We start from the raw sequence: 24,868 nt of genomic DNA, 5'->3' as shown, positions 1-24,868 counted from the left end.
GTTATTTAATTGTTTTTAATTGGTTTGCTAAAAGATAAAAAATTTGCAAAAACGAAAAGCCACTAAAAGTAAGTGGCTTTTATCGGAGGGGGATTACGCGTAGAGAATGGCCTGTACCCGCCAGTGATCGATGTACTGATCTTCCTGCATCTGGATAATGCGATACCATGAAGCACCCTGCTCATCGGCCTTTAATGCAACGACACGTTCAACGTCCTGCGGGCTCCCCGAAATATTATTCACGGAGATCTGGCCAATTTCATTCAGGCCAGTCACACAATCAGCACTGGCAAATTCAGCTGACTGCGCGGTTGTGCTCACAAGACCTGCTGAGAGCAACAGTGTGGTCAAAGCAAGAGTTCGTTTCATCGTCAGCTCCATTTCACATGTCTCCGGTATCCGCCGGGCAATCCTTCGCGAATAAACTCACTTCCATTGTTGCGGGCATGGAGTTTATTGTGGACAGGAAAGTGTCTATGGACGCAAAGCAGTGTAAATGTCGTTCAAATGAAGACGATCATTGACGATACAGAATGGCCTGTGAGTACCACTGTCCCGTAATGATGGTTTCGTCGATCATAATGATGACGTAATAATCTGCTTTGGCGGCGACGGCTTGTGCCTTTATTGCTTCTTCCGCGTCATCCGGGGAGCCGCGAACCAGCGCAGAGACGGTACCCATACGCTGTAATCCTTCCGTCTGATTTCGACGGATTTCCTGCGGGTGATCGGCGACCGGGGGAGCGGGTTGTGGCGTTCCCTGCAGCGCGCTACAGCCACTGAGCAGTAACATCAGCAATAAAGCAGCAAACCTGCGCATAACCATATCTCGTTTCCTGATAGCCATAGTGTAGTTGTCTGTGAATTTAGTTTTGGGGGAATGTTCCCGAAGTGTTAGCTGGGGCGTAATTTTCGAATGAAAATAGCGTGAAATCGTAACCCAGTTCTCAACATTATGAATCATTCATCATTACAGGGTCGACAATGATTGAAATTGAAATACGCCATCTGGGTGATCGTGAAATATTACACGCAACACCCGCCGGAAAACGTGAGGAACCACTGCCTGTTATAGTGTTTTATCATGGATTTACCTCATCGAAGCTGGTCTACAGCTATTTTGCGGTGGCACTCGCGCAGGCCGGTTTTCGTGTGGTCATGCCGGATGCACCTGACCACGGCGCACGTTTTACCGGCAACGAACAGGCGCGACTTGGGCAGTTCTGGCACATTTTGCACGGTAGCCTGACCGAGTTTGCCGGGCTGCGCGATGCGCTTTACCAGGCAGGGCTGGTGGCTGATAATCGGCTGGCCGTGGCTGGGGCATCGATGGGCGGGATGGCGGCGCTGGGGATCATGACGCACCATCCAGAAGTGAAGTCAGTGGCTTGTCTGATGGGCTCGGGCTACTTCACCTCACTGGCGAAGACGCTTTTTCCACCTCAGGCACTCACAGAGGTTGAGGCGGCGCTTGCAGAGTGGGAGGTTACCCGGGCGTTACCGCGTCTGGCCGATCGTCCTTTGCTGTTGTGGCATGGTGATGCGGACGATGTGGTCCCACCCGGAGAAACGTTCCGGCTTCAGCAGGCGCTACAGCACGAGGGGCTGGATAGCAACCTGACCTGCCTGTGGGAAGCGGGCGTTCGCCACCGCATTACGCCAACGGCGCTGGACGCCACGGTGGACTTCTTCCGCCAGCACCTTTAAACGCACAGGACGTTGACACCCTGATCTTTCAGTTTCTGGAGGATCTCAGGGTTAGCACCTTTGCCGGTGATCACCATGTCTATCTGTTCAGCACGGCTGAACAGCATTCCTGCGCGTTCGCCCACTTTACTGCTGTCGACCAGCACAACGAGCTTGCCCACCACGTTAAGCATGTTTTGTTCTGCCATGGCGGTCAACATATCGGTTTTGTAGAGGCCATCTGCGGTCAGGCCTTTGCCACTGGTAAACATCCAGTGTCCGGCATAAAGACTGTTTTCGCTGTCCTGCGGGCTGAGTGTGATGGACTGGCTCTTGTTATACTGGCCGCCCATGATCACCACGCTCTCATGCTCCTGATCGATAAGATAGTTGGCGAGCGGCAAATAGTTCGTGATGATTTGTACCGGCTTTCCGCACATCTCCCGACCTAACAGAAACGCCGTGGAGCCGCAGTTGATCACCACGCTCTCGCCGGGGTTCACCAGCTGCGATGCCGCTCTGGCAATACGGACTTTTTCATCATGATTTTGCGCCTGATGAATGTTCATCGGCGTCCAGCGTGGACGCTGCTGGCTAATCGCTTCCGCACCGTTGCGGACTTTTTTCAGCTTACCGCTTTCATCCAGCTTATTAATATCCCGCCGCGCTGTTGCCGGGGAAATCCCTAAACGTTCGATCACTTTCTCAACGGTGACAAACCCTGTTTGCGCCAGGAGTTCCAGTAATATTTGATGCCGTTGCGCTTCCGTCATGAGCTATTCCGATAAGAATTGATTTTAAAAGATGATATTTGAAATAGCGTGAAATTACTAAAAGAAATATGAAACCGCCAGACACTCGGGTCTGGCGATGGGCCTTAATAATCAGAGGAATGACTTGAACGGCAGGTCTGGCTCAAGAGTAAAGCAATCATCAAAGCCACGTGGGTAGTGATACTCGAGATTGTCTTTGTCCAGCGGCCAGGTGAACTTGCCTCCTACCTGCCAGATGAACGGCTTAAAGCCATACTTCAGGCGGTCTTTTTTCATTTCCCACAGTACGCGTATCTCCTGCGGGTCGGCCTGGAAGTTCGACCAGATATCGTGGTGGAAAGGGATCACTACTTTGGTGTTCAGCGCTTCCGCCATGCGCAGCATATCGGCGCTGGTCATTTTGTCTGTAATGCCGCGTGGGTTCTCCCCGTATGAGCCGAGCGCCACATCAATCTGATGCTCATTGCCGTGCTTTGCATAGTAGTTTGAGTAGTGAGAGTCACCGCTGTGGTACAGGGAACCGCCGGGCGTTTTAAACAGGTAGTTCACCGCACGTTCGTCCATACCGTCTGGCAGTACGCCTGCGGCTTTCTGATCGGCCGGAAGGGTAATCAGTGCAGTGCGGTCAAAGGCATCCAGCGCGTGGATCTCAACGTCTTTAATTTTGACCACATCGCCCGGTTTCATGACGATGCAGCGCTCTTTCGGTACGCCCCAGCCGATCCATAAATCCACGCAGGTTTGCGGCCCGATGAACGGTACGTCATCGGCACAGTTTTGCATGACCGCTGCCGCCACGTTGACATCAATATGATCGTTATGATCGTGCGTAGAGAGAACGGCATCGATCTGGCGAATGGCGAACGGATCAAGAACAAACGGTGTGGTACGCAGGTTTGGCTGAAGTTTTTCCACGCCCGCCATGCGTTGCATCTGATGGCCTTTTTTCATCAGCGGGTTACCGTGACTCTGTTTGCCGGTGCCGCACCAGAAATCGACACAAATATTCGCGCCACCTTCTGATTTCAGCCAGATCCCCGTACACCCCAGCCACCACATTGCAAAGGTACCAGGAGCAACCTGTTCCTGCTCAATCTCTTCATTCAGCCAGCTACCCCATTCCGGGAAAGTGCTCAGAATCCATGATTCACGGGTAATGGTGTTCACTTTACTCATCGTTTTGACTCCTGGTTTAATCAAAAGTAATCAACTGGTGATTTGTTGTGATTAATGCTGGCACCATTTCACGCGTATTGCAACGATCAAAATGTGTAATTTTATCTGCATGACGTCACGGACGCTCTTCTCGCTTCTTGTTATCTTTTACCGTATTAATCATTAATTGCATGAATTATATGGAAATAATTCTATGTGGCATGCCGAAGTGAAAATCATTACTAACACCAGGGAAATAATTTGCGTGATGCGTCACAAATAATCAGATTTAATCTTGTGATGATTATTTGTGATTAATAGAGTGTTGTCACCAACCGCACAGGGATTGCCCCTCGTGTTCTCATTTCTGGAGAGAGTTATGGAGATCCTCTACAACGTCTTTACCGTGTTCTTTAATCAGGTAATGACTAATGCCCCGCTGTTGTTGGGCATCGTGACGTGCCTTGGCTATATCCTGCTGCGTAAAAGCGTCAGCGTTATTATTAAAGGCACCATTAAAACCATCATCGGTTTCATGCTGTTGCAGGCGGGTTCAGGCATTTTGACCGGCACCTTCAAGCCGGTGGTGGCCAAAATGTCGGAAGTCTATGGCATCAACGGTGCCATCTCTGACACCTACGCCTCGATGATGGCCACCATCGATCGCATGGGCGATGCCTACAGCTGGGTAGGGTATGCGGTCCTGCTCGCGCTGGCGCTGAACATCATTTACGTTCTGTTGCGCCGCATTACCGGTATTCGCACCATCATGCTGACTGGCCATATCATGTTCCAGCAGGCGGGGCTGATTGCGGTTTCCTTCTTTATCTTCGGCTACCCAATGTGGACGACCATTATCTGCACCGCGGTGCTGGTCTCGCTCTACTGGGGTATCACCTCCAACATGATGTACAAGCCCACGCAGGACGTCACCGACGGTTGCGGCTTCTCCATCGGCCACCAGCAGCAGTTTGCCTCCTGGATTGCCTATAAAGTCGCGCCGTATCTGGGCAAAAAAGAAGAGAGTGTCGAAGATCTTAAACTGCCGGGCTGGCTGAATATTTTCCACGACAATATCGTTTCTACGGCGATTGTGATGACCCTCTTCTTCGGTGCCATTCTGCTCTCCTTTGGCATTGACGTCGTACAGGCGATGGCGGGTAAAACCCACTGGACGGTCTATATCCTGCAGACCGGTTTCTCCTTCGCGGTGGCGATTTTCATTATCACCCAGGGCGTGCGTATGTTCGTTGCCGAGCTGTCCGAAGCCTTCAACGGTATCTCTCAGCGTCTGATTCCAGGTGCGGTACTGGCGATTGACTGCGCGGCTATCTACAGCTTCGCGCCAAACGCGGTGGTCTGGGGCTTCATGTGGGGCACCATCGGCCAGCTGATTGCGGTGGGTATCCTGGTGGGCTGCGGCTCTTCCATTCTGATCATTCCTGGCTTTATCCCGATGTTCTTCTCCAACGCCACCATCGGCGTCTTTGCGAACCACTTTGGTGGCTGGCGCGCGGCGCTCAAGATCTGCCTAGTGATGGGGATGGTGGAAATCTTCGGGTGTGTGTGGGCGGTCAAGCTCACCGGTATGAGCGCCTGGATGGGCATGGCCGACTGGTCAATTCTGGCGCCACCGATGATGCAGGGCTTCGCCTCCGTTGGCCTGATCTTTATGGCCGTCATCATCCTCATTGCTCTGGCTTATATGTTCTTCGCTGGTCGCTCTCTGCGGGCTGAAGAAGATGCAGAAAAACAAACAGCAGAAGTTTCTGCTCATTAAGGAGTTTCGATTATGACCGTACGTATCCTGGCTGTGTGTGGCAATGGGCAAGGGAGTTCCATGATCATGAAGATGAAAGTGGACCAGTTTTTAACCCAGTCAAACATCGACCACACGGTGAACAGCTGCGCAGTGGGCGAATACAAAAGTGAACTGAACGGCGCGGACATCATCATCGCCTCTACCCACATCGCCGGTGAGATCACCGTGACAGGCAACAAATATGTGGTAGGCGTGCGCAACATGCTGTCGCCAGCCGACTTTGGGCCAAAGCTGCTGGAAGTGATCAACGCGCATTTCCCACAAGATGTGAAGTAAGGACGCACCATGAAACTACGTGATTCGCTGGCAGAGAACAGCTCCATCCTTTTACAGGCCGACGCCAGCACCTGGCAGGAGGCGGTGAAACTTAGCGTAGATCTGCTGGTAAAAGCTGATGTTGTCGAGCCGCGTTATTACCAGGCCATTCTGGATGGTGTTGCAGAGCACGGCCCTTACTTCGTGATTGCACCAGGGCTGGCGATGCCGCATGGCCGCCCGGAAGAGGGCGTTAAAAAAACCGGCTTTGCGCTGGTTACGCTGAAAACACCACTGGCTTTCAACCACGAAGATAACGACCCGGTCGACATCCTCATCACCATGGCGGCTGTTGATGCCAACACTCACCAGGAGGTGGGCATTATGCAGATCGTGAATCTGTTTGATGATGAGGCCAACTTCGACCGTTTACGCGCCTGCCGCACCGAGCAGGACGTGCTGGATTTAATTGATAACGCCACTGCGGCGGCAGTTTAAGAGGGAATTGAAAATGTCATTACCAATGTTGCAGGTCGCGCTGGATAACCAGACTCTGTCTCACGCTTACGAAACCACCCGCCTGATTGCGGAAGAAGTGGACATCATCGAAGTCGGTACCATTCTGTGCGTGGGCGAAGGCGTTCGCGCCGTCCGCGACCTGAAGGCGCTGTATCCGCATAAAATCGTGCTGGCGGATGCCAAGATTGCCGATGCGGGCAAAATTCTTTCCCGTATGTGTTTTGAAGCCAATGCCGACTGGGTCACCGTTATTTGCTGTGCGGATATCAACACGGCTAAAGGTGCGCTGGATGTGGCAAAAGAGTTCAACGGTGATGTGCAGATTGAGCTGACCGGGTTCTGGACCTGGGAGCAGGCGCAGGAGTGGCGTGACGCGGGCATTCAACAGGTGGTTTATCACCGCAGCCGTGATGCGCAGGCCGCTGGGGTAGCGTGGGGGGACGCGGATATCAGCGCGATTAAGCGTCTGGCCGATATGGGCTTCAAAGTGACCGTGACCGGAGGCCTGGCGCTGGAAGATCTGCCGCTCTTCAAAGATATCCCAATTCATGTCTTTATCGCAGGCCGTAGCATCCGTGATGCCGCCTCTCCGGTAGAAGCCGCGCGTCAGTTCAAACGCTCAATCGCTCAGCTTTGGGGCTAAGGAGCGGGTATGTTGTCTAAACAAGTCCCGCTCGGCATCTATGAAAAGGCACTCCCTGCGGGGGAGTGCTGGCTGGAGCGGCTGCAACTGGCGAAACAACTCGGTTTCGATTTTGTCGAAATGTCAGTGGATGAGACAGACGAACGCCTGTCTCGCCTGGACTGGAGCCGCGAACAGCGTCTGGCACTGGTAAGCGCCATCGCTGAAACGGGGGTACGTGTGCCTTCCCTGTGCCTCAGCGCCCACCGTCGTTTTCCGCTTGGCAGTGAAGATGATGCTGTGCGTGCTCAGGGGCTGGAGATCATGCGTAAAGCCATTCGCTTTGCCCAGGATGTCGGCATCCGTGTGATCCAGCTGGCGGGGTATGACGTTTACTATCAGGACGCCAACAATGAAACGCGCCGTCGTTTTCGTGACGGCCTGAAAGAGAGCGTCGACATGGCCAGCCGTGCTCAGGTGACGCTGGCGATGGAGATCATGGATTATCCGTTAATGAACTCCATCAGCAAGGCGCTGGGTTACGCGCACTACCTGAATAATCCGTGGTTCCAGCTCTACCCTGATATCGGCAATCTGTCAGCCTGGGATAACGACGTGCAGATGGAACTGCAGGCGGGTATTGGTCATATCGTGGCGGTTCATGTCAAAGATACCCGGCCTGGTGTATTCAAAAATGTTCCGTTCGGCACCGGGGTGGTGGATTTCGAACGGTGCTTCCAGACGCTCAAACAGACAGGGTATTGCGGGCCTTACCTGATTGAGATGTGGAGTGAAACGTCGGACGACCCGGCAGCCGAAGTGGCGAAGGCGCGGGACTGGGTCCGTGAACGTATGGCGCGGGCTGGGTTAGTGGAGGCTGAGCATGCATAAGCTTAAGCAGCAGGTCTTTGAGGCCAATATGGATCTACCTCGCTACGGTCTGGTGACGTTTACCTGGGGTAACGTCAGCGCTATTGACCGTGAGCAGGGGCGGGTCGTGATTAAGCCCAGCGGTGTGCCCTATGAATCCATGACCGCCGACGACATGGTGGTTGTGGATCTCCATGGCAACGTGGTTGACGGAAAGTGGCGTCCTTCTTCTGATACCGCCACCCATCTGGCACTGTATCAGCGTTATCCCTCCCTGGGCGGCGTTGTACATACACACTCGACCCATGCCACGGCCTGGGCGCAGGCAGGGCTGCCCATTCCGGCTCTTGGCACCACGCATGCAGACTACTTCTTTGGCGATATTCCCTGCACGCGGGCATTAACGCAGGCCGAAGTGGAAGGGGAGTATGAACTCAACACCGGTCGCGTCATTATCGACACGCTGGCTGAGCGTGAGCCGCTGCATACGCCGGGTATTGTGGTGTATCAGCACGGTCCATTCTCGTGGGGAAAAGACGCTCACGATGCCGTGCATAACGCGGTGGTGATGGAGGAAGTGGCGCGAATGGCGTGGATCGCCCGCGGCATCAATCCGCAGCTTCAGGGCATTGATGATTACCTTATGAATAAACATTTCATGCGTAAACATGGGCCCAACGCCTATTACGGGCAGAAGTGAATAAGTGCTCTGGAATACCGAAAAACAGTTGTAACCGGTGGTATTTCAGAGCCATTCGCAAAAAAAAGCCCCCGGGCAGGGGGCAAGTTAAACTATGGCTATGTTCTCTTTGTTGGCTTTCCTGGTGCTAGCGTTAAAGCGTTATCGGTAGATATCTGCACTGGCGTGCATATTGCCATTGCTGCCGGGCTCACGCATCAGTATGACGTGATAATATTGTGCACCCTGAGCATCGGTCTCTTGATTGAGTGCCTGATCTGCTTCACTTTCAGTGGCGAAATTATGATTGATGTAAATTACGCCTAAGCTCTGCACATCATCCATGTTTTGGGCCTGCCGGCCGTCTATCTTGATGGCTGCCATCGCGTTTGCACTGAGCAAAAGTGCAGCCATTACGGCAAATGCGATTTTTTTCATGATATGCGCTCCACGACTGCGTGCTGTGAAAGGGGGTGTTGCTCTCCTTTTATAAATAAGGTCTCTGATTAAAGTGTAATCACTTATCCGGCGGGGATGCGTGACCATTTCTGATGCTGTTGTTCAAAAAAACAACGCTTCCTGATGTGATTAATTTTAAATCACCCACTTAGACCAGCTTTACGCTTTGTGCGAATTATTTGTGCAATCAGCTTGAGTTTCCAGGGGCGCGCAAGTATTATGACGCGTCAATTTTTCAGCCGACCTTTAACACGTTCCTTGCCTCCCCGGGCCTCGGCTGACCCAGACAGGAGGCTGAATAATCCGTAAGGAGCAATTCGATGCGTCATTACGAAATCGTTTTTATGGTCCATCCTGACCAGAGCGAACAGGTTCCGGGCATGATCGAGCGCTACTCTGCTGCCATCACTGGTGCAGAAGGTACGATCCACCGTCTGGAAGACTGGGGCCGCCGTCAGCTGGCTTACCCGATCAACAAACTGCACAAAGCACACTACGTTCTGATGAACGTTGAAGCGCCGCAGGAAGTGATCGATGAGCTGGAAACTACCTTCCGCTTCAACGATGCCGTTATCCGCAGCATGGTTATGCGTACCAAAAACGCAGTGACCGAAGCATCTCCGATGGTTAAAGCGAAAGACGAGCGCCGTGAGCGTCGCGATGATTTCGCAAACGAAACCGCAGATGATTCTGATGCTGGGGATTCTGAAGAGTAATTTCTGATGACCAACCGTCTGGTGTTGTCCGGTACCGTGTGCAGGACCCCCCTTCGTAAGGTCAGTCCATCAGGAATTCCGCATTGCCAGTTCGTGCTTGAGCATCGTTCTGTGCAAGAGGAAGCCGGCTTTCACCGGCAGGCGTGGTGCCAAATGCCCGTTATTATTAGCGGACACGAAAACCAGGCCATTACTCACAGTTTAACGGTCGGTAGCGCAGTAATCGTTCAGGGGTTCATTTCTTGCCACAAGGCAAAGAACGGCCTGAGCAAAATGGTTCTGCATGCCGAGCAGATTGATTTGATAGATTCTGGAGACTAGCCATATGGCACGTTATTTCCGTCGTCGCAAGTTCTGCCGTTTCACCGCGGAAGGCGTTCAAGAGATCGACTATAAAGATATCGCAACGCTGAAAAACTACATCACCGAAAGCGGTAAGATTGTCCCAAGCCGTATCACCGGTACTCGTGCAAAATACCAGCGTCAGCTGGCTCGCGCTATCAAACGCGCTCGCTACCTGTCCCTGCTGCCGTACACTGATCGTCATCAGTAATCGGGCACGGTCCATTAATACGACTTTAAGAGGATAAGGTAATGCAAGTTATTCTGCTTGATAAAGTAGCAAACCTGGGCAGCCTGGGTGATCAGGTAAACGTTAAAGCGGGCTACGCTCGTAACTTCCTGGTTCCACAGGGTAAAGCTGTTCCAGCTACCAAGAAAAACGTAGAGTTTTTCGAAGCACGTCGCGCTGAACTGGAAGCCAAACTGGCTGACGTTCTGGCGGCTGCTAATGCTCGCGCTGAGTCAATCAACGCACTGGGCACTGTTACCATCGTTTCCAAAGCTGGCGACGAAGGTAAACTGTTCGGTTCCATCGGTACCCGCGATATCGCTGATGCAGTAACTGCAGCTGGCGTTAAAGTGGCTAAGAGCGAAGTTCGTCTGCCGAACGGTGTTCTGCGTACCACTGGTGAGCACGAAGTGGACTTCCAGGTTCACAGCGAAGTGTTCGCTAAACTGGTTGTTAACGTTGTAGCTGAGTAATTTTACTCTGCTCACGTCGAAGCGCCGGCCTTGTGCCGGCGTTTTGCTTTTTTAAGGGACCAGCCTCGCGCTTTAGTGCTTGTAGGGTCGCTATTCCTGGCGCATTCTCTGATAATAAAATGAAACGCAATTTTATTTATGAGATTCGACATGGAAACCGCTCTGCCCACGCCCGTATTTGCCCGTCGAAAGGTGGCCTATGCCTGCGCCACGCTCTGCTGTCTGCTTTGGGGTAGCTCTTACCCGGCCATAAAAAGCGGCTATGAACTCTTCCAGATTGCCACCGATGATATTCCCTCAAAGGTCGTGTTCGCCGGTTACCGTTTTCTGTTTGCGGGTGTGCTGCTGCTTCTTTTTGCATTAGCACAGCGCAAGCCCATCGGCAGGTTCACGCCCGGGCAGTTTGGGCAATTGACCGTCCTGGGGCTGACGCAGACGAGCATTCAGTACACCTTCTTTTATATCGGACTGGCCTACACGACAGGCGTGAACGGCTCGATCATGAACGCCACCGGCACTTTCTTCAGCGTGCTGCTGGCGCACTTCATCTACCACAACGACAAGCTCAGCTATAACAAAACGCTTGGCTGTATTTTGGGCTTTGCCGGAGTGATGCTGGTTAACTTCCACGGCGGGTTAAGCGAATTCAGCTTCGTCTGGAAGGGAGACGGGTTTGTGGTGCTGGCAGCCTTTATCCTTTCTGCCGCCACGCTTTACGGAAAACGCATCTCCCAGACCGTCGACCCGACGGTGATGACCGGCTGGCAGCTCGCTATCGGCGGTGCGGCGCTGGTGGCGGGTGGCTATCTCACGGGAGGGACGCTGGAAGTGCATAGCATGACGGCCGTCGCGGTGCTGGGGTACCTGACGTTACTCTCTTCGGTTGCGTTCGCCCTCTGGAGCGCGCTGCTGAAAGTGAACCGCGTAAGTATGATTGCCCCGTTCAACTTTGTGATCCCCGTTGCCGGGACGGTGCTGTCCGCCATTTTCCTCGGTGAAAACATTCTGGACATCAAATATGCGATTGCGCTGGTGCTGGTCTGCTCGGGGATTTGGTGGGTCAATAAGCGGAGTCACTAAGAAGGGCATTGCCGGGGGGCTGGCTCGCCTTACCCGGCCTGAACATTAACGTGCTCTGATAAAACTGCCGTCAGGCTGGCGGGTAAACAGCACCTGCTGGCCATTTCCCGTATCAATCGTGAGCCCGGTGACGACGCCGCTGGCATTCTGACGTATCTGCACCAGCTGGCCGTTCTGCAAATTACTGAGCGGCTTGCCCGCGCCTTCCACCTGCGCCATGGCATACACATCGGTTGGCGGCAGATTGTGGTCGCGGAACAGCTGCGCAAGGGTTTTACCCGGCTCTACGCGATAGGAACGCCACTGCTGCTCAATGCCGGTTGGCTGCTGAGCCTGTGGCTCTGCCGGGGCCGCGGCCTGTTCCTGTGGCTGTTCATCCTGAATGGGTTCCGGTTCAACAGGCGCAACCTGTCCCGGATCGTTCGTCGGGGTGACCAGTTGCGTCTGCACAGGCTGTGTGTCCGGCTGCGGTCGCGTTTGCGACTGAATATCCAGCTGGGCATTGCGGGTCACCGTCGCGGTGTCGGCGTCATCGCCACCGGAAGGAAGCAGGAAACCCACGATCACCATCAGCGCGCCAATGATGATCCCTCTGCGATGCAGAGGCGGCAGCGGGTCCATGATGCGAAAATTGTCCGGCGCCTGCCAGATTTTCGCCAGGGTAGGTTTCAGTTCAAATCGCCCGGGCATGGCTCTCCTCCTGCTCCGCGTCTTTTTTATCCTGTGCTCCGAAGTATAGTTTGCTAACTGCCTGAACGGCGTAGCAAACCCGACATCCGTGACATTCGTTCGGGATTAATCCTGGTTCTCTCTATTGTTTCTGTTTCGTCGCGGTTTGTCACCTTAACTTCAGACAAAGTTTTACCCATAAGGGCATGGCTGATATGCTGCCCGCTACTTTAAATGTGATGGAAGGAAAACCCATGACCACCCCGACTTTTGACACTATCGAAGCGCAGGCAAGTTACGGTATCGGCTTGCAGGTAGGACAGCAGCTGAGCGAATCCGGCCTGGAAGGTCTGTTACCCGAAGCGCTGGTGGCGGGTATCGCTGATGCGCTGGAAGGCAACAACCCGGCGGTTCCGGTTGATGTTGTGCACCGTGCGCTGCGTGAAATCCACGAACGTGCTGACGCCGTGCGTCGCGCGCGTTTCGAAGAGATGGCTGCAGAAGGCGTGAAATATCTGGAAGAGAACCGTGAGCGTGAAGGCGTGAACAGCACCGAGTCTGGCCTGCAGTTCCGCGTGATCAACCAGGGCGACGGTGCAATCCCGGCGCGTACTGACCACGTTCGCGTGCACTACACCGGTAAACTGATCGACGGTACGGTGTTCGACAGCTCTGTAGCACGTGGCGAACCGGCTGAATTCCCGGTTAACGGCGTTATCGCGGGCTGGATCGAAGCGCTGACCCTGATGCCAGTGGGTTCCAAATGGGAACTGACTATCCCGCACAACCTGGCGTACGGCGAGCGTGGCGCTGGTGCGTCCATCCCGCCATTCAGCACCCTGGTGTTTGAAGTCGAGCTGCTGGAAATTCTGTAATCAGCTTTTCTTATTTCCTCTCTCCTTCGGGGGAGAGGAATATAGTGATAAAACCTATAGTTACGACGGAATCAACATTTTATCTTGCAAACGAAACTGTTGCGTGTATTTTTGTGAGCTGTTTCGCGTTGTATGAGTGATATGACACTCACTTTAAACATATTATTAACATAATATCCAAATCATAGTATTCATCCCGCCGATTCTTACCTAATATCGATGAGTCCTTTCATGGGGACCGTTATTTTTTTGACGTATTTAAAGGCCAGAAGAGCCTTAACAACACAGACAGGCATAAACAGGAAAATATCACATGGTAGATCAGGTTAAAGTCGTCGCCGACGAAGAGGCGTCGTCTGAACAGTCGCTACGGCGCAATCTCACAAACCGTCATATTCAGCTCATTGCCATCGGGGGTGCCATCGGTACCGGGCTGTTTATGGGGTCAGGTAAAACCATCAGTCTTGCCGGGCCGTCGATCATTTTCGTTTATATGATCATCGGTTTTATGCTCTTCTTCGTGATGCGTGCAATGGGTGAATTGCTGCTCTCGAACCTCGAATACAAGTCCTTTAGCGATTTCGCTTCCGACCTGCTTGGCCCCTGGGCGGGCTACTTCACCGGCTGGACCTACTGGTTCTGCTGGGTGGTGACCGGCATGGCGGATGTGGTCGCCATCACGGCCTACGCGCAGTTCTGGTTCCCGGGGTTATCGGACTGGGTGGCCTCGCTGGCGGTGATTGTTCTGCTGCTGAGCCTTAACCTCGCCACCGTTAAAATGTTCGGTGAGATGGAGTTCTGGTTTGCGATGATCAAAATCGTGGCGATTATCGCCCTGATTGTTGTCGGCCTGGTGATGGTACTGACGCACTTCCAGTCTCCAACCGGCGTTCAGGCTTCGTTCGCGCATCTGTGGAATGACGGCGGCTGGTTCCCGAAAGGCATCAGCGGCTTCTTTGCCGGTTTCCAGATTGCGGTGTTTGCCTTTGTGGGGATTGAGCTGGTCGGTACCACGGCGGCGGAAACTAAAGATCCGGAGAAATCCCTGCCGCGCGCGATTAACTCCATCCCGATTCGTATCATTATGTTCTACGTGTTCGCGCTGATTATCATCATGTCCGTGACGCCGTGGAGCTCCGTTGTACCGACCAAGAGCCCGTTCGTTGAGCTGTTTGTGCTGGTTGGACTGCCTGCGGCGGCAAGCCTGATTAACTTCGTGGTGCTGACCTCCGCGGCCTCTTCTGCCAACAGTGGGGTGTTCTCTACCAGCCGTATGCTGTTTGGTCTGGCACAGGAAGGGGTTGCGCCACGCGCGTTTGCCAAACTGTCTAAGCGTGCGGTGCCGGCGAAAGGGCTGACCTTCTCCTGTATCTGCCTGCTGGGCGGTGTGGTGATGCTCTATGTGAACCCGAGTGTGATCGGTGCGTTTACCATGATCACCACGGTCTCTGCGATCCTGTTCATGTTCGTCTGGACCATCATCCTGTGTTCTTACCTGGTGTACCGCAAACAGCGTCCACACCTGCATGAAAAATCGATCTACAAAATGCCGCTGGGCAAGCTGATGTGCTGGGTGTGCATGGCGTTCTTCGTCTTCGTGCTGGTTCTGCTGACGCTGGAAGACGATACCCGTCAGGCGTTAATCGTCACGCCGCTGTGGTTCATCGCGCTGGGGCTGGGATGGCTATTTATCGGTAAGAAACGTATGGCAGGCATGCGTTAAAAAAAAGGCCACAGATGCTGTGGCCGAATGATAACCTCAGGAAGGCGCTCTCGGGCGCCTTTTTTATTCACCTGCGAGGGCACGCGGGAACAGGACGTTGTTCTCAAGACTGATGTGCTCCATCAGGTCGTCGATCATCTCGTTAATGCCGTTGTACATCGCTTTCCACGTGGTGCACGCCTCTGGTGGCGGTGTAACGTTATGGGTAGTGTGTTTAATCACTTCCAGCAGTTCGCCTGCATCATCATGTTCGCTTTCCATGACGCTGATGGGCCCCATCGCCTGGCTGCCCATACCCTGTTTGATCATCGGGAAGAGGATTTGCTCCTCTTTCATCATGTGGCTGGAAAGCTCTTCGTGAAGCAGGGTCAGGTATTTCGCCAGACCGCGCGGTACGGAAGGTTTGTCGGCGTGAACGCGCTCCACTTTTGTCGCCTGCAGGATCAGTTCAGGCAGCTGTTCACGGTGACGGTCGTGAAAACGCACGATGATATGGTCGATGATGTCGGCAAGGGCTGCAGTGCGCCAGTCTTTCTCAATAGGCTGCTCAGCCAGTTGCGCCAGCTCCGCTTCAATGAGCCCCACATCCAGCTCTTTACGCGAGGCGGCACGTGCCAGGGTTTGCTTACCGCCACAGCAGTAATCCATATCGTATTTACGAAACAGCGCGGACGCGCGCGGGATGGAGAGCGCCAGCTCGCCAAGGGGTTGGTCGCGGAAGGCCATAGCAGTTACCTCATCATCAATAATATAAAGTGCATTTTAAATGCATCTTTAAGGCGGCGCTATAACCCTTTAGAGGGAAGGGGAAAAGTGAGAACCAGATCACAAAAAAATAATGACTTTTAACTTGCTGAATGAATGCAGGAAATTACTTTAGAAAGTTTTTTAACGTGGGGAAACAGTAAACAACTCGCCGTGCCTGCCGATATATCCACGTCAGACAAACCTGCATATAAAAAAGGCAACGCATGTTTAAACGTATAAAAGTCATTACCCTTCTTATTTCGGTGCTGCTTGTGCTCGGCATCATGCAAGTCATTTCCGCCGGCATTTTTATCAACGCGCTGAATAACGACAAAGATAACTTCACCGTCTCGCAGCTCTCAAGCCAGAATGTCGCTGAGTTTACCGATGCATGGATCAGCCTCAACCAGGCCCGCGTAACCCTGAACCGCGGCATGCTGCGTCTGCAAAGCAGCATGGCGTCTCAGATTAACGGCGGCCAGTTGAATGAACTGGTGAACACGGCGAAGAACCTGCTGTCGGATGCACAGTCCCATTACGATAAATACTACGCTTTGCCTAATACTCCGGGTCTGGACGAGAATCTGGCTAACCGTCTGGAAGAGCAGTACCGTATTTACTCCGCCACGCTGACGCAAATGAACGTTCTGCTGGGCCAGGGCAATCTGGAAGATATGTTCAAGCAGAATGCGGAGCAGAAACAGACCGCGATGCAGAACGTGTACCGTGAATGGCGTGAAGCGCAGGCCGTCCTCACGGACAGAGGGATTAAAGACAACGAAAACGATTATAAACGTATCCTGTGGATCCTCTCTGCGGTCATGCTGCTGGTGATTGCCGTGATCGTTTCCAGCTGGATTGCAATGCGCCGCGTTCTGCTGCTGCCGCTCCAGGATGTGATCGGCCATATCCGCGCCATTGCCGCAGGGGATTTGACCCAGCCGATTCAGGCAGAGGGTAAGAATGAAATGGCAATCCTGGCGCGCAACGTTCAGGAGATGCAAACCTCGCTGGCAAACACGGTGGGCGTGGTGCGTGAAGGCGCAGACACCATTTACACCGGTGCAGGGGAAATCTCTGCGGGCAGCAACGACCTCTCTTCCCGCACCGAGCAGCAGGCTGCCTCTCTGGAAGAGACGGCTGCCAGCATGGAACAACTGACCGCCACGGTAAAACAAAACGCCGATAACGCACGTCAGGCTTCCCGTCTGGCACTCGATGCCTCCTCAACCGCGAAGAAGGGCGGTAACGTGGTGGAGGGTGTGGTGCGCACCATGGACGACATTGCGACCAGTTCCAGCAAAATTGCGCAAATTACCAACGTAATCGACGGCATTGCCTTCCAGACCAACATCCTGGCGCTGAACGCGGCGGTGGAAGCCGCGCGTGCAGGCGAGCAGGGCCGTGGCTTTGCGGTGGTCGCAGGTGAGGTGCGTACCCTTGCCCAGCGTAGCGCTCAGGCGGCAAAAGAGATTAAAGCGCTGATCGACGATTCCGGCGAGCGCGTGAATGCCGGCTCACAGCTGGTAAACGAAGCCGGGGCGACGATGGCAGAGATCGTGAATGCGGTCACCCGCGTGACCGACATCATGGGCGAGATTGCCTCTGCCTCTGACGAGCAGAGCCGCGGTATCGATCAGGTAGGTCAGGCGGTGGCCGAGATGGATCGCGTGACCCAGCAGAACGCCTCGCTGGTAGAGGAGTCTGCGGCAGCGGCGGCCGCGCTGGAAGATCAGGCGGCACGCCTGAACGAAGCGGTAGCGGTGTTTAAAATTACCCGCAACCCGGTGGTCAACGCCGCGCCGGTGAAAAGCTACACTCCAGCGGCTAAACCTGTCGCGGCGACGTCTGAAGCGAACTGGGAAACGTTTTAACTCTCTGAAGCCGGAATGACCATCGGTTTTTCCGGCTTTGCTCTCACCGCCATCACGACCCCAACGACCAGCAATATAATCCCGCAGGCGGTTAACAGCGGCGGTACGCTCTGGCGCATCAGGAAGGTGTAAAGCAGCCCGGCCAGCGTTTCGAAAACAATCAACGGCCCTAAAATTACCGTCGGCAGCTTCTGGCTGGCGATATTCCAGCACAGCGCGCCCACCCACGAGCAGAGCACCGCAATCGCCAGCATCAGCCCGACAAAGACCCACGGTCTCGGCCCGAACGGTTGAGCGAAATCCGGTTGCTGGTGGCCTAACCAGAGACAGGCCCCCACATAGCCCATAAGCGAAACCGGGAGCGTGACCAACGCCTGAGCCGTCGCCCACATCATCGGGTGTTTATCCGGATTTTCCCGCAGCCAGCGCGCATTGCGCAGGGCATACCACGCCCAGCACACCACGGAAACGAATGCCAGCAGGATGCCAGAACCGTAACGCAACAGCGAGAAGTCCTCCAGCCCATGCTGCAGCTCGGCAATGTTGACGCAGACCAGCCCCACGGCGGTACACACCAACGCTGGTACCATTTTTGACCACGCCAGTTTCCCGTCGCGGTGGCTGTAAAGCAGGTTAGCGAAGACCGGGATCACCACGGGCAGCGTGCCGATAATCATGGTAGATACCGGTGCCCCGGTTCGCTGAATGGCGCTCGCCAGGCAAACATAATAGATAAGGTTGCCCATCATGGTCAGCGCCAGCGCGGTGAACCAGTCCTGCCGGCCGAGCTGACGCAAACGTGCACGACCGAGCCACGCCAGCGGGAGAGCAATCAGCCCCAGTGCCAGATAACGTCCGGTCGACTGCAGTATTGCCGGGTACTCCGGCACGATCAGCGGGCCGACAAAAATCAGTCCCCACATCAGACCCGCAAGCAGGGCATACAACACACCACTAATCATTTTTCCATCCACATCGGTTTGTTCTGCGTTCAGTGTAGGAGGGGGAAGGGCGCGCGTATTGTATGAGGTTGCGCATCAGCGCTTAACGACCTGTTTCTGGTAGCGCACGGGGGTAATGCCATAGCGGTGGGTAAAGGCGCGAGTCAAATGGGACTGATCGGTCAGCCCGGTCGCGGCGGCGACTTCGGCGGCGGGCATGCCGCGCGTGAGAAACGCTTTGGCGCGCCACAGGCGGATAGCCATCAGCATCTGATGCGGAGTGACATGGAAATGCGCCTTGAACTGGCGCTGAAAATGGTAGGGGCTGAGTGAGACCACGTTGGCCAGCTCGTCCAGCGTCAGGGCGTGCATGTAGTTGTCGTGCATATACTCACGAACCCGTTCGAACCGGTGTGCACCTTCCCGGGTAACCGGCGCGTGGCGGGCTAACGGCTGGAAGGTCTCGATCAGATCCAGCAGCAGGCCTTTTTGCGCCAGCGGGTCGTCCGTATGCCACAGGCCATAGATAAGCCTGCCGATTTGCTGTGAGCGCAGCGGGTCATGGCGGGTTACGTCACTAAACCACCAGTGGCGAAGGCCGGTTACCTCTTCCAGCAGATCGGGTTCAATGTAAACCATCCGGTAGCGCCAGCCGCCATCCGTCGCCGACTCCCCGGTGTGGATCTCGTCCGGGTTCATGGTCACGACGGATTTTTCCGCCGCGAGATGCTGAGTACCGCGATAGCGAAAGCGTTCGGCACCGGTTTCAATGGTGCCGATGCCGAAGGCTTCATGCGTATGAGGCTCAAAGGCGTAGTCAGAAATATGCGCGTGATAAAGCTCCAGGCCCGGCAAATACGCCAGATGGCGAAAGCGCGCGCTGTCTCTCTCATCAATGAACTGTTCCGGTACGCCCTGCACGGTGAACCTCCTCATGAGTCATCTCTCCATTATCAGAGATGACCCGAGGGGATGCTACAAAAAATAACCATTTTGCAACATTTACAGGATGGCTTTAATGCTCTCTGAAAGCGGTGTGGTTGGACGCCCGATCAGTTTGCTCAGCGTATGGCTGTCATCAAACAGACCGCCTTTAGACGCGCCCACATCGGAATCCGCCAGCATATCCGCCAGCCCGGCAGGCAGGCCAACGCCCTTCAGCGCCGCGGCAAAATCCGCCTCGCTCATGTTCTGATATGTCACGTTTTTGCCGCTCTGTTTGCTGAGTTCGGCCGCCAGTTCACTCAGCGTCCAGGCGTGGTCGCCGGCCAGCTCGTATACGTTGCCTGCATGGCCGTCCCCGGAGATGACTTTTGCCGCGGCAGCCGCGTAATCCGCACGGGTGGCAGAGGCGATTTTGCCTTCACCGGCCGCGCCAATAAATACGCCGTGCTCCAGCGCGGGCGGTGCGCTCGCCAGATAGTTTTCGGTGTACCAGCCGTTACGCAGCAGGGCGTAAGGGATGCCGGACTCCGCCAGCGCCTTCTCCGTCGCGACGTGTTCAACGTGCAGACCCAGCGGCGATTTATCAGCATGCAGCAGGCTGGTATAGGCGATGAATTTCACGCCAGCGGCTTTGGCAGCATTAATGACGTTCTGATGTTGGGTGGCGCGCTGACCTACTTCGCTGGAGGAGATCAGCAGCAGTTTTTCTACGCCCTTAAGCGCGGAGGTCATTGTGCTTTCGTCAGCGTAATCCCCCTGACGAACGGTAATTCCCTGCTGGCTCAGGGCTTCAGCTTTTGCCGGATTGCGGACAATCGCCACAATCTGGTTTGCCGGTACGGTGTTTAACAGCTGTTTGATAACGAGCTGGCCAAGCTGGCCGGTTGCGCCGGTAATTGCGATCATGATGAATCCTCTTCGTGTTTGTCTGGTGTTGTGGCACACTAGCACCATAGCTAACTTTTAGTAAGTACGTACATAAAGGTAAGTATGAAAACAACGATACCGACACTCAGCGAACAAATGCGCGATGGCAACCTCTTCGCGGAACAGTGTCCTTCCAGAGAGGTTCTCAAACATGTCACCAGCCGCTGGGGCGTGCTGATTCTGGTGGCCCTGCGGCAGGGAACCCACCGTTTCAGCGACCTGCGCCGAAAAATGGGGGGCGTCAGCGAAAAGATGCTGGCCCAGTCGCTACAGGCGCTGGAACAGGACGGGTTTGTTAATCGCGTCTCGTATCCGGTTGTACCACCGCACGTTGAGTATAGCCTGACGCCGTTAGGGACAGAGGTGAGTGAGAAAGTGGCCGCGCTGGCGGACTGGATAGAAGTGCATACGCCGCAGGTGATGGCGAACCGGGAAGAACGCGCGGCGTAAAGGCAGGCCGGGTAAGGCGAAGCCGCTACCCGGCACACACCGCGTTACTTGCTTAAATCCACCTGATAAATGGCGAAGCCAATATCATCCGTTGCAACTTTCTTCATCGGATAGTGGGCTTTATCGTTAATAAACGCCGCCGCTTTATCGGACGGTGAAGTTTCAAAACGGATGTCCAGCGGCGTGTCGCTGTGAATGGGGGCCAGGCGCCAGTTGTTGTCCACTGCCGGATGAATGCCCCCCGCTTTTTTGGACTCCGCGCTGATCCACGCCGCCAGCACCGAGCGGTTCTCGTCCGGTGAGGCAAAGGCAATATGGCCATCTCCCGTGCCGGCAAACTTGCCACCGTAGGCGCGGTAGTTATTGGTTACCACCAGGAAGGTGGCATTCGGGTCGATGGCTTTGCCCTTAAAGGTCAGGTTTTTGATGCGCTCGGCCTGCGGGTTAATGACCTGGCATTCGCCGTCATATTTTGCAGGCTGGGTAACATCAATCTGATACTCCACGCCGTCAATCACGTCAAAGTTATAGGTCCGGAAGCCATCCCAGTTAATCAGCGACTGCGGCTTGCTGCTGTGCGGATCAATCTGGTTAAACTGCCCGGCGGAGCACTCCAGCCACGCTTTCACCTCTTTGCCCGTCGCTTTGACCACCACCAGGGTGTTCGGATAGAGATAGAGATCGGCGGCGTTACGGAAGGTCAGTTGGCCCTTTTCGACTTCAACGTAGCTTGCCGGGTCATTCTTACGCCCGCCCACTTTGAACGGTGCCGCGGCCGACAGCACCGGCAGTTTTGCCAGGTCCGGGTCGCCCTGAATAACGTGTTCGACATAGGCTTTTTGCGCCATGTTAACCACCTGGACAGTCGGGTCATCCTGCACCAGCGCCAGGTAGCTGTACATGTTATCCGCCGATTTACCGATCGGCTTGCTGACGAAGTCGCGGGTGGCGTCGTGGTCATGCTTCAGCACGTCGACCAGTTTTTTATCTTCGGCGGCCAGTGATTTTTTAGCCGCAGCGTCGTAAATCGGGCGCGCCTCTGCTTTTGACTGAGTGACCTTCCAGTCGCCGCCGTCGTTATTGAGGACCAGATCCACCACACCAAGGTGGTCGCCCCACATGCCCGGCATCACCGACGGCACGCCATTGAGCGTCCCTTTCTCGATGTCTGCACCCTTAATGTTGGCAAAGTCCTTACCCGGGAAGACCGCGTGGGCGTGGCCGAACAGGATCGCATCGACGCCCGGGACTTCACTCAGATAATAAACGGAGTTTTCCGCCATGGCCTGATACGGATCGGCGGAGAGTCCCGAGTGCGCAACCACCACAACCAGATCTGCGCCTTTTTCGCGCATTTCCGGCACGTATTTGCGCGCAGTTTCGGTAATATCGTTAACGGTCACTTTACCGTCGAGGTTGGCTTTATCCCAGGTCATGATTTGCGGCGGCACAAAGCCGATATAGCCGATTTTAAGCGTCTGTTTTTTACCGTCCTGATCGACAACCTCGGTCTCTTTAATCAGATAGGGGGTAAAGAGCGGCTTCTGCGTCTTAACGTCGATGATATTGGCGTTAACGTACGGGAATTTCGCGCCAGCCAGCGCATCGTGCAGGTACTTCAGGCCGTAGTTAAATTCGTGGTTGCCCAGGTTGCCGACGGTATAGTCCAGGGTGTTCATCGCTTTATACACCGGGTGGATCTCGCCTTTCTTCAGCCCCTTCGCCGCCATATAGTCCCCGAGCGGGCTACCCTGAATGAGATCGCCGTTGTCGACCAGCACGCTGTTTTTAACTTCATTGCGGGCGGCAGCGATCAAACTTGCCGTGCGTACCAGTCCGAATTTTTCCGTCGGGGTATCTTTGTAGTAATCGAAGTCCATCATGTTGCTGTGCAGGTCGGTAGTTTCCAGAATTCGCAGGTCTACCGTCGCCGCCTGTACGCTCACTGCAATCAGCATCGCCAGGAGCGTTGCGCTAAACTTAATCATCAGAGGAGTCCTTTTTTCGATCCAGGCCACAAAAGAGTATGTATCTATAGCGTGTTGCTTACAGAAATGTGAATCCTGACAGAAAAAAGCGCCATGAAACCAGAATTGCTTCACAGATAGCAGAATTGTTCCCATTACGATATAACTAAAACAAAGAGTTAACCCCACTGCGTTAACAAAGAGGTGGAGAATGTTAGATAAGATTTGTCAGCTCGCACGGGATGCGGGAGATGCCATCATGCAGGTGTATGACGGTGCAAAACCGATGGAGGTCGTCAGCAAGGCAGATGACTCTCCGGTCACCGCGGCAGATATCGCGGCTCACAAGGTGATCCTGCAAGGGCTGCAGGCCTTAACGCCGGATATCCCGGTCCTGTCAGAAGAAGCGCCGCAGAGCTGGGACGAGCGTCAGCACTGGCAGCGTTACTGGCTGGTGGACCCCCTCGACGGCACCAAAGAGTTTATCAAGCGTAACGGTGAGTTCACCGTCAACATCGCGCTGATTGAAAAAGGCAAAGCGGTGCTTGGGGTGGTATACGCGCCGGTGATGAAGGTCATGTACAGCGCTGCAGACGGTAAGGCGTGGAAGGAAGAGTGCGGCGTGCGTAAGCAGATTCAGGTGCGCGATGCGCGTCCACCGCTGGTGGTGATCAGCCGGTCGCACAGCGACAGTGAACTGCAGGAATATCTGCAACAGCTGGGTGAACACCAGACGACCTCGATTGGTTCATCACTGAAATTCTGTCTGGTGGCGGAAGGTCATGCTCAGCTCTACCCTCGCTTTGGGCCAACGAACGTCTGGGATACCGCGGCAGGGCATGCGGTCGCCACGGCCGCCGGGGCACATGTTCATGACTGGCAGGGTAAGCCGCTGGACTACACCCCGCGCGAATCCTTCCTTAACCCCGGCTTCCGCGTCTCTATTTATTGAGCCAGCAGTTTGTGCAGCAGGGCGACAACCTGCTGCACCTCTTCCTGGGTTAATGCCCCGTCTTTCACCCACTGCACGCGGCCGTCTTTATCCAGCACGATGATTGCGGAACTCTCTTCCTCCAGCTGCCACGCCTTACGCGTCACGCCGTTGCTGTCGACAATAAACTGCGACCACGGATAGAGTTTTTTATTGCTCTCAAGGCTTGAACGCACAAACATGCCGGAGCCAGGAATGGCATCGTCAGTATTAACAATCGTGGTGGTCTGGTAGCGGTCGTGTGGGAATTTTGCGGCCTTGATCGCTTCCACCAGGTTGGCATTTTTCTCTTTTGCGGATGTACGACCGGCAATATGTTGTACAACTCTCACTTTGCCTGCGAGCTGCGCGCTATTCCACGCTTTGTAGCTAAACTTATCATTGTCGAGAATCAATTCTCCCCGGTCAGCAATGCCGACTGGTGGTACTCGTTGTCCTTTTTCAATCGCGTGAGCGCTAGCCCACAGAGGCAGAAGCAGACAGGCTGCTGCAAGGATAGTACGTAGGGTCATGGTGTTTCCTTATTGTTTACAGGTGATCCGACCACTTGGTCATACGCTTTTAATCATAAGTGCGATCAATGTGGTTTTCCCGCAATCCCGATGCCAGTTTGCGGGTGAACGCACATATCCATGAAAAAACGACGGCTTATACTGCCCTGAGTGAAGCTTTGCAAAGATTATTCTGAATAATTGTAATCAAACGGTAAATAAACTTATGCATACTGGGTAACACCGTAGTTCTGGTCTATAGTCTTTGGGCAACAAAATTTGCGCTCAGGACAGTCGGGCCGATTGTGGCACCGCAAGAGCGTATGATTCGCAGGAGATACAAGAATGAAAATTTTCCAACGCTACAACCCGCTTCAGGTGGCGAAGTACGTGAAGATCCTGTTCCGTGGACGGTTGTATATCAAGGATGTTGGCGCTTTTGAGTTTGATAAGGGCAAGATCCTTATCCCAAAAGTGAAGGACAAGCAGCACCTGTCTGTGATGTCTGAAGTCAACCGTCAGGTTATGCGTCTGCAAACTGAGATGGCTTAACCAACGTGCTATGCAGTAGTTAAAAACGCAGTTGAT

General features: G+C 54.3%; 30 protein-coding genes. 18 read left to right on the top strand and 12 right to left on the bottom strand.

Going from position 1 to position 24,868, the window contains the following annotated elements:
• Window positions 1–93: 93 nt before the first annotated feature.
• Window positions 94–369 carry a DUF1471 family protease activator YjfN gene (gene yjfN / locus AC2FAP_RS15535; protein WP_025206250.1) on the bottom strand — a complete coding sequence of 92 codons (276 nt, stop codon included), beginning with the start codon at window positions 367–369 and terminating at the stop codon, window positions 94–96.
• A gap of 148 nt (window positions 370–517) precedes the next feature.
• Window positions 518–847 carry a biofilm peroxide resistance protein BsmA gene (gene bsmA / locus AC2FAP_RS15530; protein WP_025206249.1) on the bottom strand — a complete coding sequence of 110 codons (330 nt, stop codon included), beginning with the start codon at window positions 845–847 and terminating at the stop codon, window positions 518–520.
• 137 nt (window positions 848–984) lie between these two features.
• Here bsmA and yjfP point away from each other — a divergent pair, with 137 nt between their 5' ends.
• A complete protein-coding gene (gene yjfP / locus AC2FAP_RS15525; protein ID WP_047366503.1) occupies window positions 985–1,707 on the top strand; it encodes an esterase in 723 nt (240 codons plus the stop codon).
• Here the strand turns inward: yjfP and ulaR are convergent.
• Both ulaR and ulaG read right to left on the bottom strand, forming a co-directional pair.
• The gene (gene ulaR / locus AC2FAP_RS15520) at window positions 1,704–2,459 is read right to left on the bottom strand and encodes an HTH-type transcriptional regulator UlaR (protein ID WP_014168326.1); all 756 of its coding nucleotides are present in this window, start codon (window positions 2,457–2,459) and stop codon (window positions 1,704–1,706) included. The genes yjfP and ulaR overlap by 4 nt on opposite strands.
• Window positions 2,460–2,570: 111 nt before the next feature.
• A complete protein-coding gene (gene ulaG / locus AC2FAP_RS15515; RefSeq protein WP_020882936.1) occupies window positions 2,571–3,635 on the bottom strand; it encodes an L-ascorbate 6-phosphate lactonase in 1,065 nt (354 codons plus the stop codon).
• A 358-nt stretch (window positions 3,636–3,993) separates the two neighbouring features.
• Between ulaG and ulaA the strand changes: the two genes are divergently transcribed.
• Genes ulaA through AC2FAP_RS15485 form a run of 6 tightly spaced genes read left to right on the top strand, consistent with a single transcriptional unit; the run spans window position 3,994 to window position 8,402 of the window.
• Window positions 3,994–5,394 carry a PTS ascorbate transporter subunit IIC gene (ulaA, locus tag AC2FAP_RS15510; protein ID WP_025206247.1) on the top strand — a complete coding sequence of 467 codons (1,401 nt, stop codon included), beginning with the start codon at window positions 3,994–3,996 and terminating at the stop codon, window positions 5,392–5,394.
• A 12-nt stretch (window positions 5,395–5,406) separates the two neighbouring features.
• Window positions 5,407–5,712, top strand: a complete 306-nt coding sequence (ulaB, locus tag AC2FAP_RS15505) for a PTS ascorbate transporter subunit IIB (protein ID WP_014168329.1) — start codon at window positions 5,407–5,409, stop codon at window positions 5,710–5,712.
• Window positions 5,713–5,721: 9 nt separating this feature from the next.
• Entirely contained in the window at window positions 5,722–6,189 is a 468-nt protein-coding gene (ulaC, locus tag AC2FAP_RS15500; RefSeq protein WP_014168330.1) for a PTS ascorbate transporter subunit IIA, read from the top strand.
• 13 nt (window positions 6,190–6,202) lie between these two features.
• Window positions 6,203–6,853 carry a 3-keto-L-gulonate-6-phosphate decarboxylase UlaD gene (gene ulaD, locus AC2FAP_RS15495; protein WP_106503662.1) on the top strand — a complete coding sequence of 217 codons (651 nt, stop codon included), beginning with the start codon at window positions 6,203–6,205 and terminating at the stop codon, window positions 6,851–6,853.
• Window positions 6,854–6,862: 9 nt separating this feature from the next.
• A complete protein-coding gene (locus AC2FAP_RS15490; protein WP_182268140.1) occupies window positions 6,863–7,723 on the top strand; it encodes an L-ribulose-5-phosphate 3-epimerase in 861 nt (286 codons plus the stop codon).
• Window positions 7,716–8,402, top strand: a complete 687-nt coding sequence (locus tag AC2FAP_RS15485) for an L-ribulose-5-phosphate 4-epimerase (RefSeq protein WP_032679424.1) — start codon at window positions 7,716–7,718, stop codon at window positions 8,400–8,402. The genes AC2FAP_RS15490 and AC2FAP_RS15485 overlap by 8 nt, the downstream gene beginning before the upstream one ends.
• Window positions 8,403–8,543: 141 nt before the next feature.
• Here the strand turns inward: AC2FAP_RS15485 and yjfY are convergent, their stop codons facing one another.
• Window positions 8,544–8,819, bottom strand: coding sequence for a DUF1471 family protein YjfY (gene yjfY / locus AC2FAP_RS15480; RefSeq protein ID WP_025206244.1), 276 nt, complete (start codon window positions 8,817–8,819; stop codon window positions 8,544–8,546).
• A gap of 341 nt (window positions 8,820–9,160) precedes the next feature.
• Here yjfY and rpsF point away from each other — a divergent pair, with 341 nt between their 5' ends.
• The 5 genes from rpsF to AC2FAP_RS15455 all read left to right on the top strand — a co-directional run bounded on the left by rpsF (window position 9,161) and on the right by AC2FAP_RS15455 (window position 11,680).
• Window positions 9,161–9,556 (top strand): 30S ribosomal protein S6, encoded by a 396-nt coding sequence (gene rpsF / locus AC2FAP_RS15475; protein ID WP_014068637.1) that lies wholly within the window; start codon window positions 9,161–9,163, stop codon window positions 9,554–9,556.
• A 6-nt stretch (window positions 9,557–9,562) separates the two neighbouring features.
• Window positions 9,563–9,877, top strand: coding sequence for a primosomal replication protein N (gene priB, locus AC2FAP_RS15470; RefSeq protein WP_003856035.1), 315 nt, complete (start codon window positions 9,563–9,565; stop codon window positions 9,875–9,877).
• Between the two features lie 4 nt (window positions 9,878–9,881).
• On the top strand, window positions 9,882–10,109 hold the full coding sequence (gene rpsR, locus AC2FAP_RS15465) for a 30S ribosomal protein S18 (RefSeq protein WP_000135199.1): 228 nt from the start codon (window positions 9,882–9,884) through the stop codon (window positions 10,107–10,109).
• A gap of 41 nt (window positions 10,110–10,150) precedes the next feature.
• Window positions 10,151–10,600, top strand: a complete 450-nt coding sequence (gene rplI / locus AC2FAP_RS15460; protein WP_014168334.1) for a 50S ribosomal protein L9 — start codon at window positions 10,151–10,153, stop codon at window positions 10,598–10,600.
• A gap of 150 nt (window positions 10,601–10,750) precedes the next feature.
• Window positions 10,751–11,680 carry a DMT family transporter gene (locus tag AC2FAP_RS15455; protein ID WP_025205818.1) on the top strand — a complete coding sequence of 310 codons (930 nt, stop codon included), beginning with the start codon at window positions 10,751–10,753 and terminating at the stop codon, window positions 11,678–11,680.
• Window positions 11,681–11,725: 45 nt separating this feature from the next.
• On the opposite strand, the gene AC2FAP_RS15450 is transcribed toward AC2FAP_RS15455, so the two are convergent.
• Window positions 11,726–12,370 (bottom strand): OapA family protein, encoded by a 645-nt coding sequence (locus tag AC2FAP_RS15450; RefSeq protein ID WP_032679427.1) that lies wholly within the window; start codon window positions 12,368–12,370, stop codon window positions 11,726–11,728.
• Between the two features lie 233 nt (window positions 12,371–12,603).
• Here AC2FAP_RS15450 and bamJ point away from each other — a divergent pair, with 233 nt between their 5' ends.
• A complete protein-coding gene (gene bamJ, locus AC2FAP_RS15445; RefSeq protein ID WP_025205816.1) occupies window positions 12,604–13,224 on the top strand; it encodes a BamJ family beta-barrel-assembly machinery protein in 621 nt (206 codons plus the stop codon).
• Window positions 13,225–13,537: 313 nt separating this feature from the next.
• On the top strand, window positions 13,538–14,947 hold the full coding sequence (gene cycA / locus AC2FAP_RS15440; RefSeq protein WP_014168338.1) for a D-serine/D-alanine/glycine transporter: 1,410 nt from the start codon (window positions 13,538–13,540) through the stop codon (window positions 14,945–14,947).
• A gap of 63 nt (window positions 14,948–15,010) precedes the next feature.
• Here the strand turns inward: cycA and ytfE are convergent, their stop codons facing one another.
• Window positions 15,011–15,673 carry an iron-sulfur cluster repair protein YtfE gene (gene ytfE / locus AC2FAP_RS15435; RefSeq protein WP_014168339.1) on the bottom strand — a complete coding sequence of 221 codons (663 nt, stop codon included), beginning with the start codon at window positions 15,671–15,673 and terminating at the stop codon, window positions 15,011–15,013.
• 245 nt (window positions 15,674–15,918) lie between these two features.
• On the opposite strand from ytfE, the gene AC2FAP_RS15430 reads away from it, so the two are divergent.
• Window positions 15,919–17,568, top strand: coding sequence for a methyl-accepting chemotaxis protein (locus AC2FAP_RS15430; protein ID WP_449541911.1), 1,650 nt, complete (start codon window positions 15,919–15,921; stop codon window positions 17,566–17,568).
• Here the strand turns inward: AC2FAP_RS15430 and AC2FAP_RS15425 are convergent.
• The 3 genes from AC2FAP_RS15425 to AC2FAP_RS15415 form a co-directional block, all read right to left on the bottom strand.
• The gene (locus tag AC2FAP_RS15425; RefSeq protein WP_449541910.1) at window positions 17,565–18,530 is read right to left on the bottom strand and encodes a DMT family transporter; all 966 of its coding nucleotides are present in this window, start codon (window positions 18,528–18,530) and stop codon (window positions 17,565–17,567) included. The genes AC2FAP_RS15430 and AC2FAP_RS15425 overlap by 4 nt on opposite strands.
• Before the next feature lie 75 nt (window positions 18,531–18,605).
• Window positions 18,606–19,430 (bottom strand): AraC family transcriptional regulator, encoded by an 825-nt coding sequence (locus AC2FAP_RS15420; protein WP_196356128.1) that lies wholly within the window; start codon window positions 19,428–19,430, stop codon window positions 18,606–18,608.
• Between the two features lie 81 nt (window positions 19,431–19,511).
• Window positions 19,512–20,360, bottom strand: a complete 849-nt coding sequence (locus tag AC2FAP_RS15415; protein WP_063157029.1) for an SDR family oxidoreductase — start codon at window positions 20,358–20,360, stop codon at window positions 19,512–19,514.
• Between the two features lie 84 nt (window positions 20,361–20,444).
• Between AC2FAP_RS15415 and AC2FAP_RS15410 the strand changes: the two genes are divergently transcribed.
• Window positions 20,445–20,831: a winged helix-turn-helix transcriptional regulator gene (locus AC2FAP_RS15410; RefSeq protein ID WP_014168344.1), complete on the top strand. Its 387-nt coding sequence runs from the start codon at window positions 20,445–20,447 to the stop codon at window positions 20,829–20,831.
• A gap of 44 nt (window positions 20,832–20,875) precedes the next feature.
• On the opposite strand, the gene AC2FAP_RS15405 is transcribed toward AC2FAP_RS15410, so the two are convergent.
• Entirely contained in the window at window positions 20,876–22,819 is a 1,944-nt protein-coding gene (locus AC2FAP_RS15405; protein ID WP_449541909.1) for a bifunctional 2',3'-cyclic-nucleotide 2'-phosphodiesterase/3'-nucleotidase, read from the bottom strand.
• 190 nt (window positions 22,820–23,009) lie between these two features.
• Here AC2FAP_RS15405 and cysQ point away from each other — a divergent pair, with 190 nt between their 5' ends.
• Window positions 23,010–23,750: a 3'(2'),5'-bisphosphate nucleotidase CysQ gene (gene cysQ, locus AC2FAP_RS15400; RefSeq protein ID WP_014168346.1), complete on the top strand. Its 741-nt coding sequence runs from the start codon at window positions 23,010–23,012 to the stop codon at window positions 23,748–23,750.
• Here the strand turns inward: cysQ and AC2FAP_RS15395 are convergent.
• On the bottom strand, window positions 23,744–24,301 hold the full coding sequence (locus AC2FAP_RS15395; RefSeq protein ID WP_014168347.1) for a YtfJ family protein: 558 nt from the start codon (window positions 24,299–24,301) through the stop codon (window positions 23,744–23,746). The genes cysQ and AC2FAP_RS15395 overlap by 7 nt on opposite strands.
• Window positions 24,302–24,625: 324 nt before the next feature.
• Here AC2FAP_RS15395 and AC2FAP_RS15390 point away from each other — a divergent pair, with 324 nt between their 5' ends.
• Window positions 24,626–24,832, top strand: a complete 207-nt coding sequence (locus AC2FAP_RS15390) for a DUF1107 domain-containing protein (protein ID WP_003856054.1) — start codon at window positions 24,626–24,628, stop codon at window positions 24,830–24,832.
• Window positions 24,833–24,868 lie beyond the last annotated feature (36 nt).

The sequence above is a fragment of the Enterobacter cloacae complex sp. 394I7 genome (genome assembly GCF_057320345.1).
The sequence above is the reverse complement of the archived record's forward strand: the minus strand, read 5'-3'. Positions and strand labels throughout refer to the sequence as shown.

Excerpts from the sequence above, each read along its gene's own strand:
- rpsR (WP_000135199.1), top strand. The coding sequence starts at position 9,882 with ATGGCACGTTATTTCCGTCGTCGCAAGTTCTGCCGTTTCACCGCGGAA.
- AC2FAP_RS15410 (WP_014168344.1), top strand. The coding sequence starts at position 20,445 with ATGAAAACAACGATACCGACACTCAGCGAACAAATGCGCGATGGCAAC.
- yjfN (WP_025206250.1), bottom strand. The coding sequence starts at position 369 with ATGAAACGAACTCTTGCTTTGACCACACTGTTGCTCTCAGCAGGTCTT.
- yjfP (WP_047366503.1), top strand. The coding sequence starts at position 985 with ATGATTGAAATTGAAATACGCCATCTGGGTGATCGTGAAATATTACAC.
- ulaR (WP_014168326.1), bottom strand. The coding sequence starts at position 2,459 with ATGACGGAAGCGCAACGGCATCAAATATTACTGGAACTCCTGGCGCAA.
- rplI (WP_014168334.1), top strand. The coding sequence starts at position 10,151 with ATGCAAGTTATTCTGCTTGATAAAGTAGCAAACCTGGGCAGCCTGGGT.
- bamJ (WP_025205816.1), top strand. The coding sequence starts at position 12,604 with ATGACCACCCCGACTTTTGACACTATCGAAGCGCAGGCAAGTTACGGT.
- AC2FAP_RS15430 (WP_449541911.1), top strand. The coding sequence starts at position 15,919 with ATGTTTAAACGTATAAAAGTCATTACCCTTCTTATTTCGGTGCTGCTT.
- rpsF (WP_014068637.1), top strand. The coding sequence starts at position 9,161 with ATGCGTCATTACGAAATCGTTTTTATGGTCCATCCTGACCAGAGCGAA.
- yjfY (WP_025206244.1), bottom strand. The coding sequence starts at position 8,819 with ATGAAAAAAATCGCATTTGCCGTAATGGCTGCACTTTTGCTCAGTGCA.
- AC2FAP_RS15415 (WP_063157029.1), bottom strand. The coding sequence starts at position 20,360 with ATGATCGCAATTACCGGCGCAACCGGCCAGCTTGGCCAGCTCGTTATC.
- ulaA (WP_025206247.1), top strand. The coding sequence starts at position 3,994 with ATGGAGATCCTCTACAACGTCTTTACCGTGTTCTTTAATCAGGTAATG.
- cysQ (WP_014168346.1), top strand. The coding sequence starts at position 23,010 with ATGTTAGATAAGATTTGTCAGCTCGCACGGGATGCGGGAGATGCCATC.
- AC2FAP_RS15490 (WP_182268140.1), top strand. The coding sequence starts at position 6,863 with ATGTTGTCTAAACAAGTCCCGCTCGGCATCTATGAAAAGGCACTCCCT.
- AC2FAP_RS15485 (WP_032679424.1), top strand. The coding sequence starts at position 7,716 with ATGCATAAGCTTAAGCAGCAGGTCTTTGAGGCCAATATGGATCTACCT.
- AC2FAP_RS15450 (WP_032679427.1), bottom strand. The coding sequence starts at position 12,370 with ATGCCCGGGCGATTTGAACTGAAACCTACCCTGGCGAAAATCTGGCAG.
- priB (WP_003856035.1), top strand. The coding sequence starts at position 9,563 with ATGACCAACCGTCTGGTGTTGTCCGGTACCGTGTGCAGGACCCCCCTT.
- AC2FAP_RS15395 (WP_014168347.1), bottom strand. The coding sequence starts at position 24,301 with ATGACCCTACGTACTATCCTTGCAGCAGCCTGTCTGCTTCTGCCTCTG.
- ulaB (WP_014168329.1), top strand. The coding sequence starts at position 5,407 with ATGACCGTACGTATCCTGGCTGTGTGTGGCAATGGGCAAGGGAGTTCC.
- ulaC (WP_014168330.1), top strand. The coding sequence starts at position 5,722 with ATGAAACTACGTGATTCGCTGGCAGAGAACAGCTCCATCCTTTTACAG.
- bsmA (WP_025206249.1), bottom strand. The coding sequence starts at position 847 with ATGGCTATCAGGAAACGAGATATGGTTATGCGCAGGTTTGCTGCTTTA.
- ulaG (WP_020882936.1), bottom strand. The coding sequence starts at position 3,635 with ATGAGTAAAGTGAACACCATTACCCGTGAATCATGGATTCTGAGCACT.
- AC2FAP_RS15405 (WP_449541909.1), bottom strand. The coding sequence starts at position 22,819 with ATGATTAAGTTTAGCGCAACGCTCCTGGCGATGCTGATTGCAGTGAGC.
- AC2FAP_RS15390 (WP_003856054.1), top strand. The coding sequence starts at position 24,626 with ATGAAAATTTTCCAACGCTACAACCCGCTTCAGGTGGCGAAGTACGTG.
- ulaD (WP_106503662.1), top strand. The coding sequence starts at position 6,203 with ATGTCATTACCAATGTTGCAGGTCGCGCTGGATAACCAGACTCTGTCT.
- ytfE (WP_014168339.1), bottom strand. The coding sequence starts at position 15,673 with ATGGCCTTCCGCGACCAACCCCTTGGCGAGCTGGCGCTCTCCATCCCG.
- cycA (WP_014168338.1), top strand. The coding sequence starts at position 13,538 with ATGGTAGATCAGGTTAAAGTCGTCGCCGACGAAGAGGCGTCGTCTGAA.
- AC2FAP_RS15455 (WP_025205818.1), top strand. The coding sequence starts at position 10,751 with ATGGAAACCGCTCTGCCCACGCCCGTATTTGCCCGTCGAAAGGTGGCC.
- AC2FAP_RS15425 (WP_449541910.1), bottom strand. The coding sequence starts at position 18,530 with ATGATTAGTGGTGTGTTGTATGCCCTGCTTGCGGGTCTGATGTGGGGA.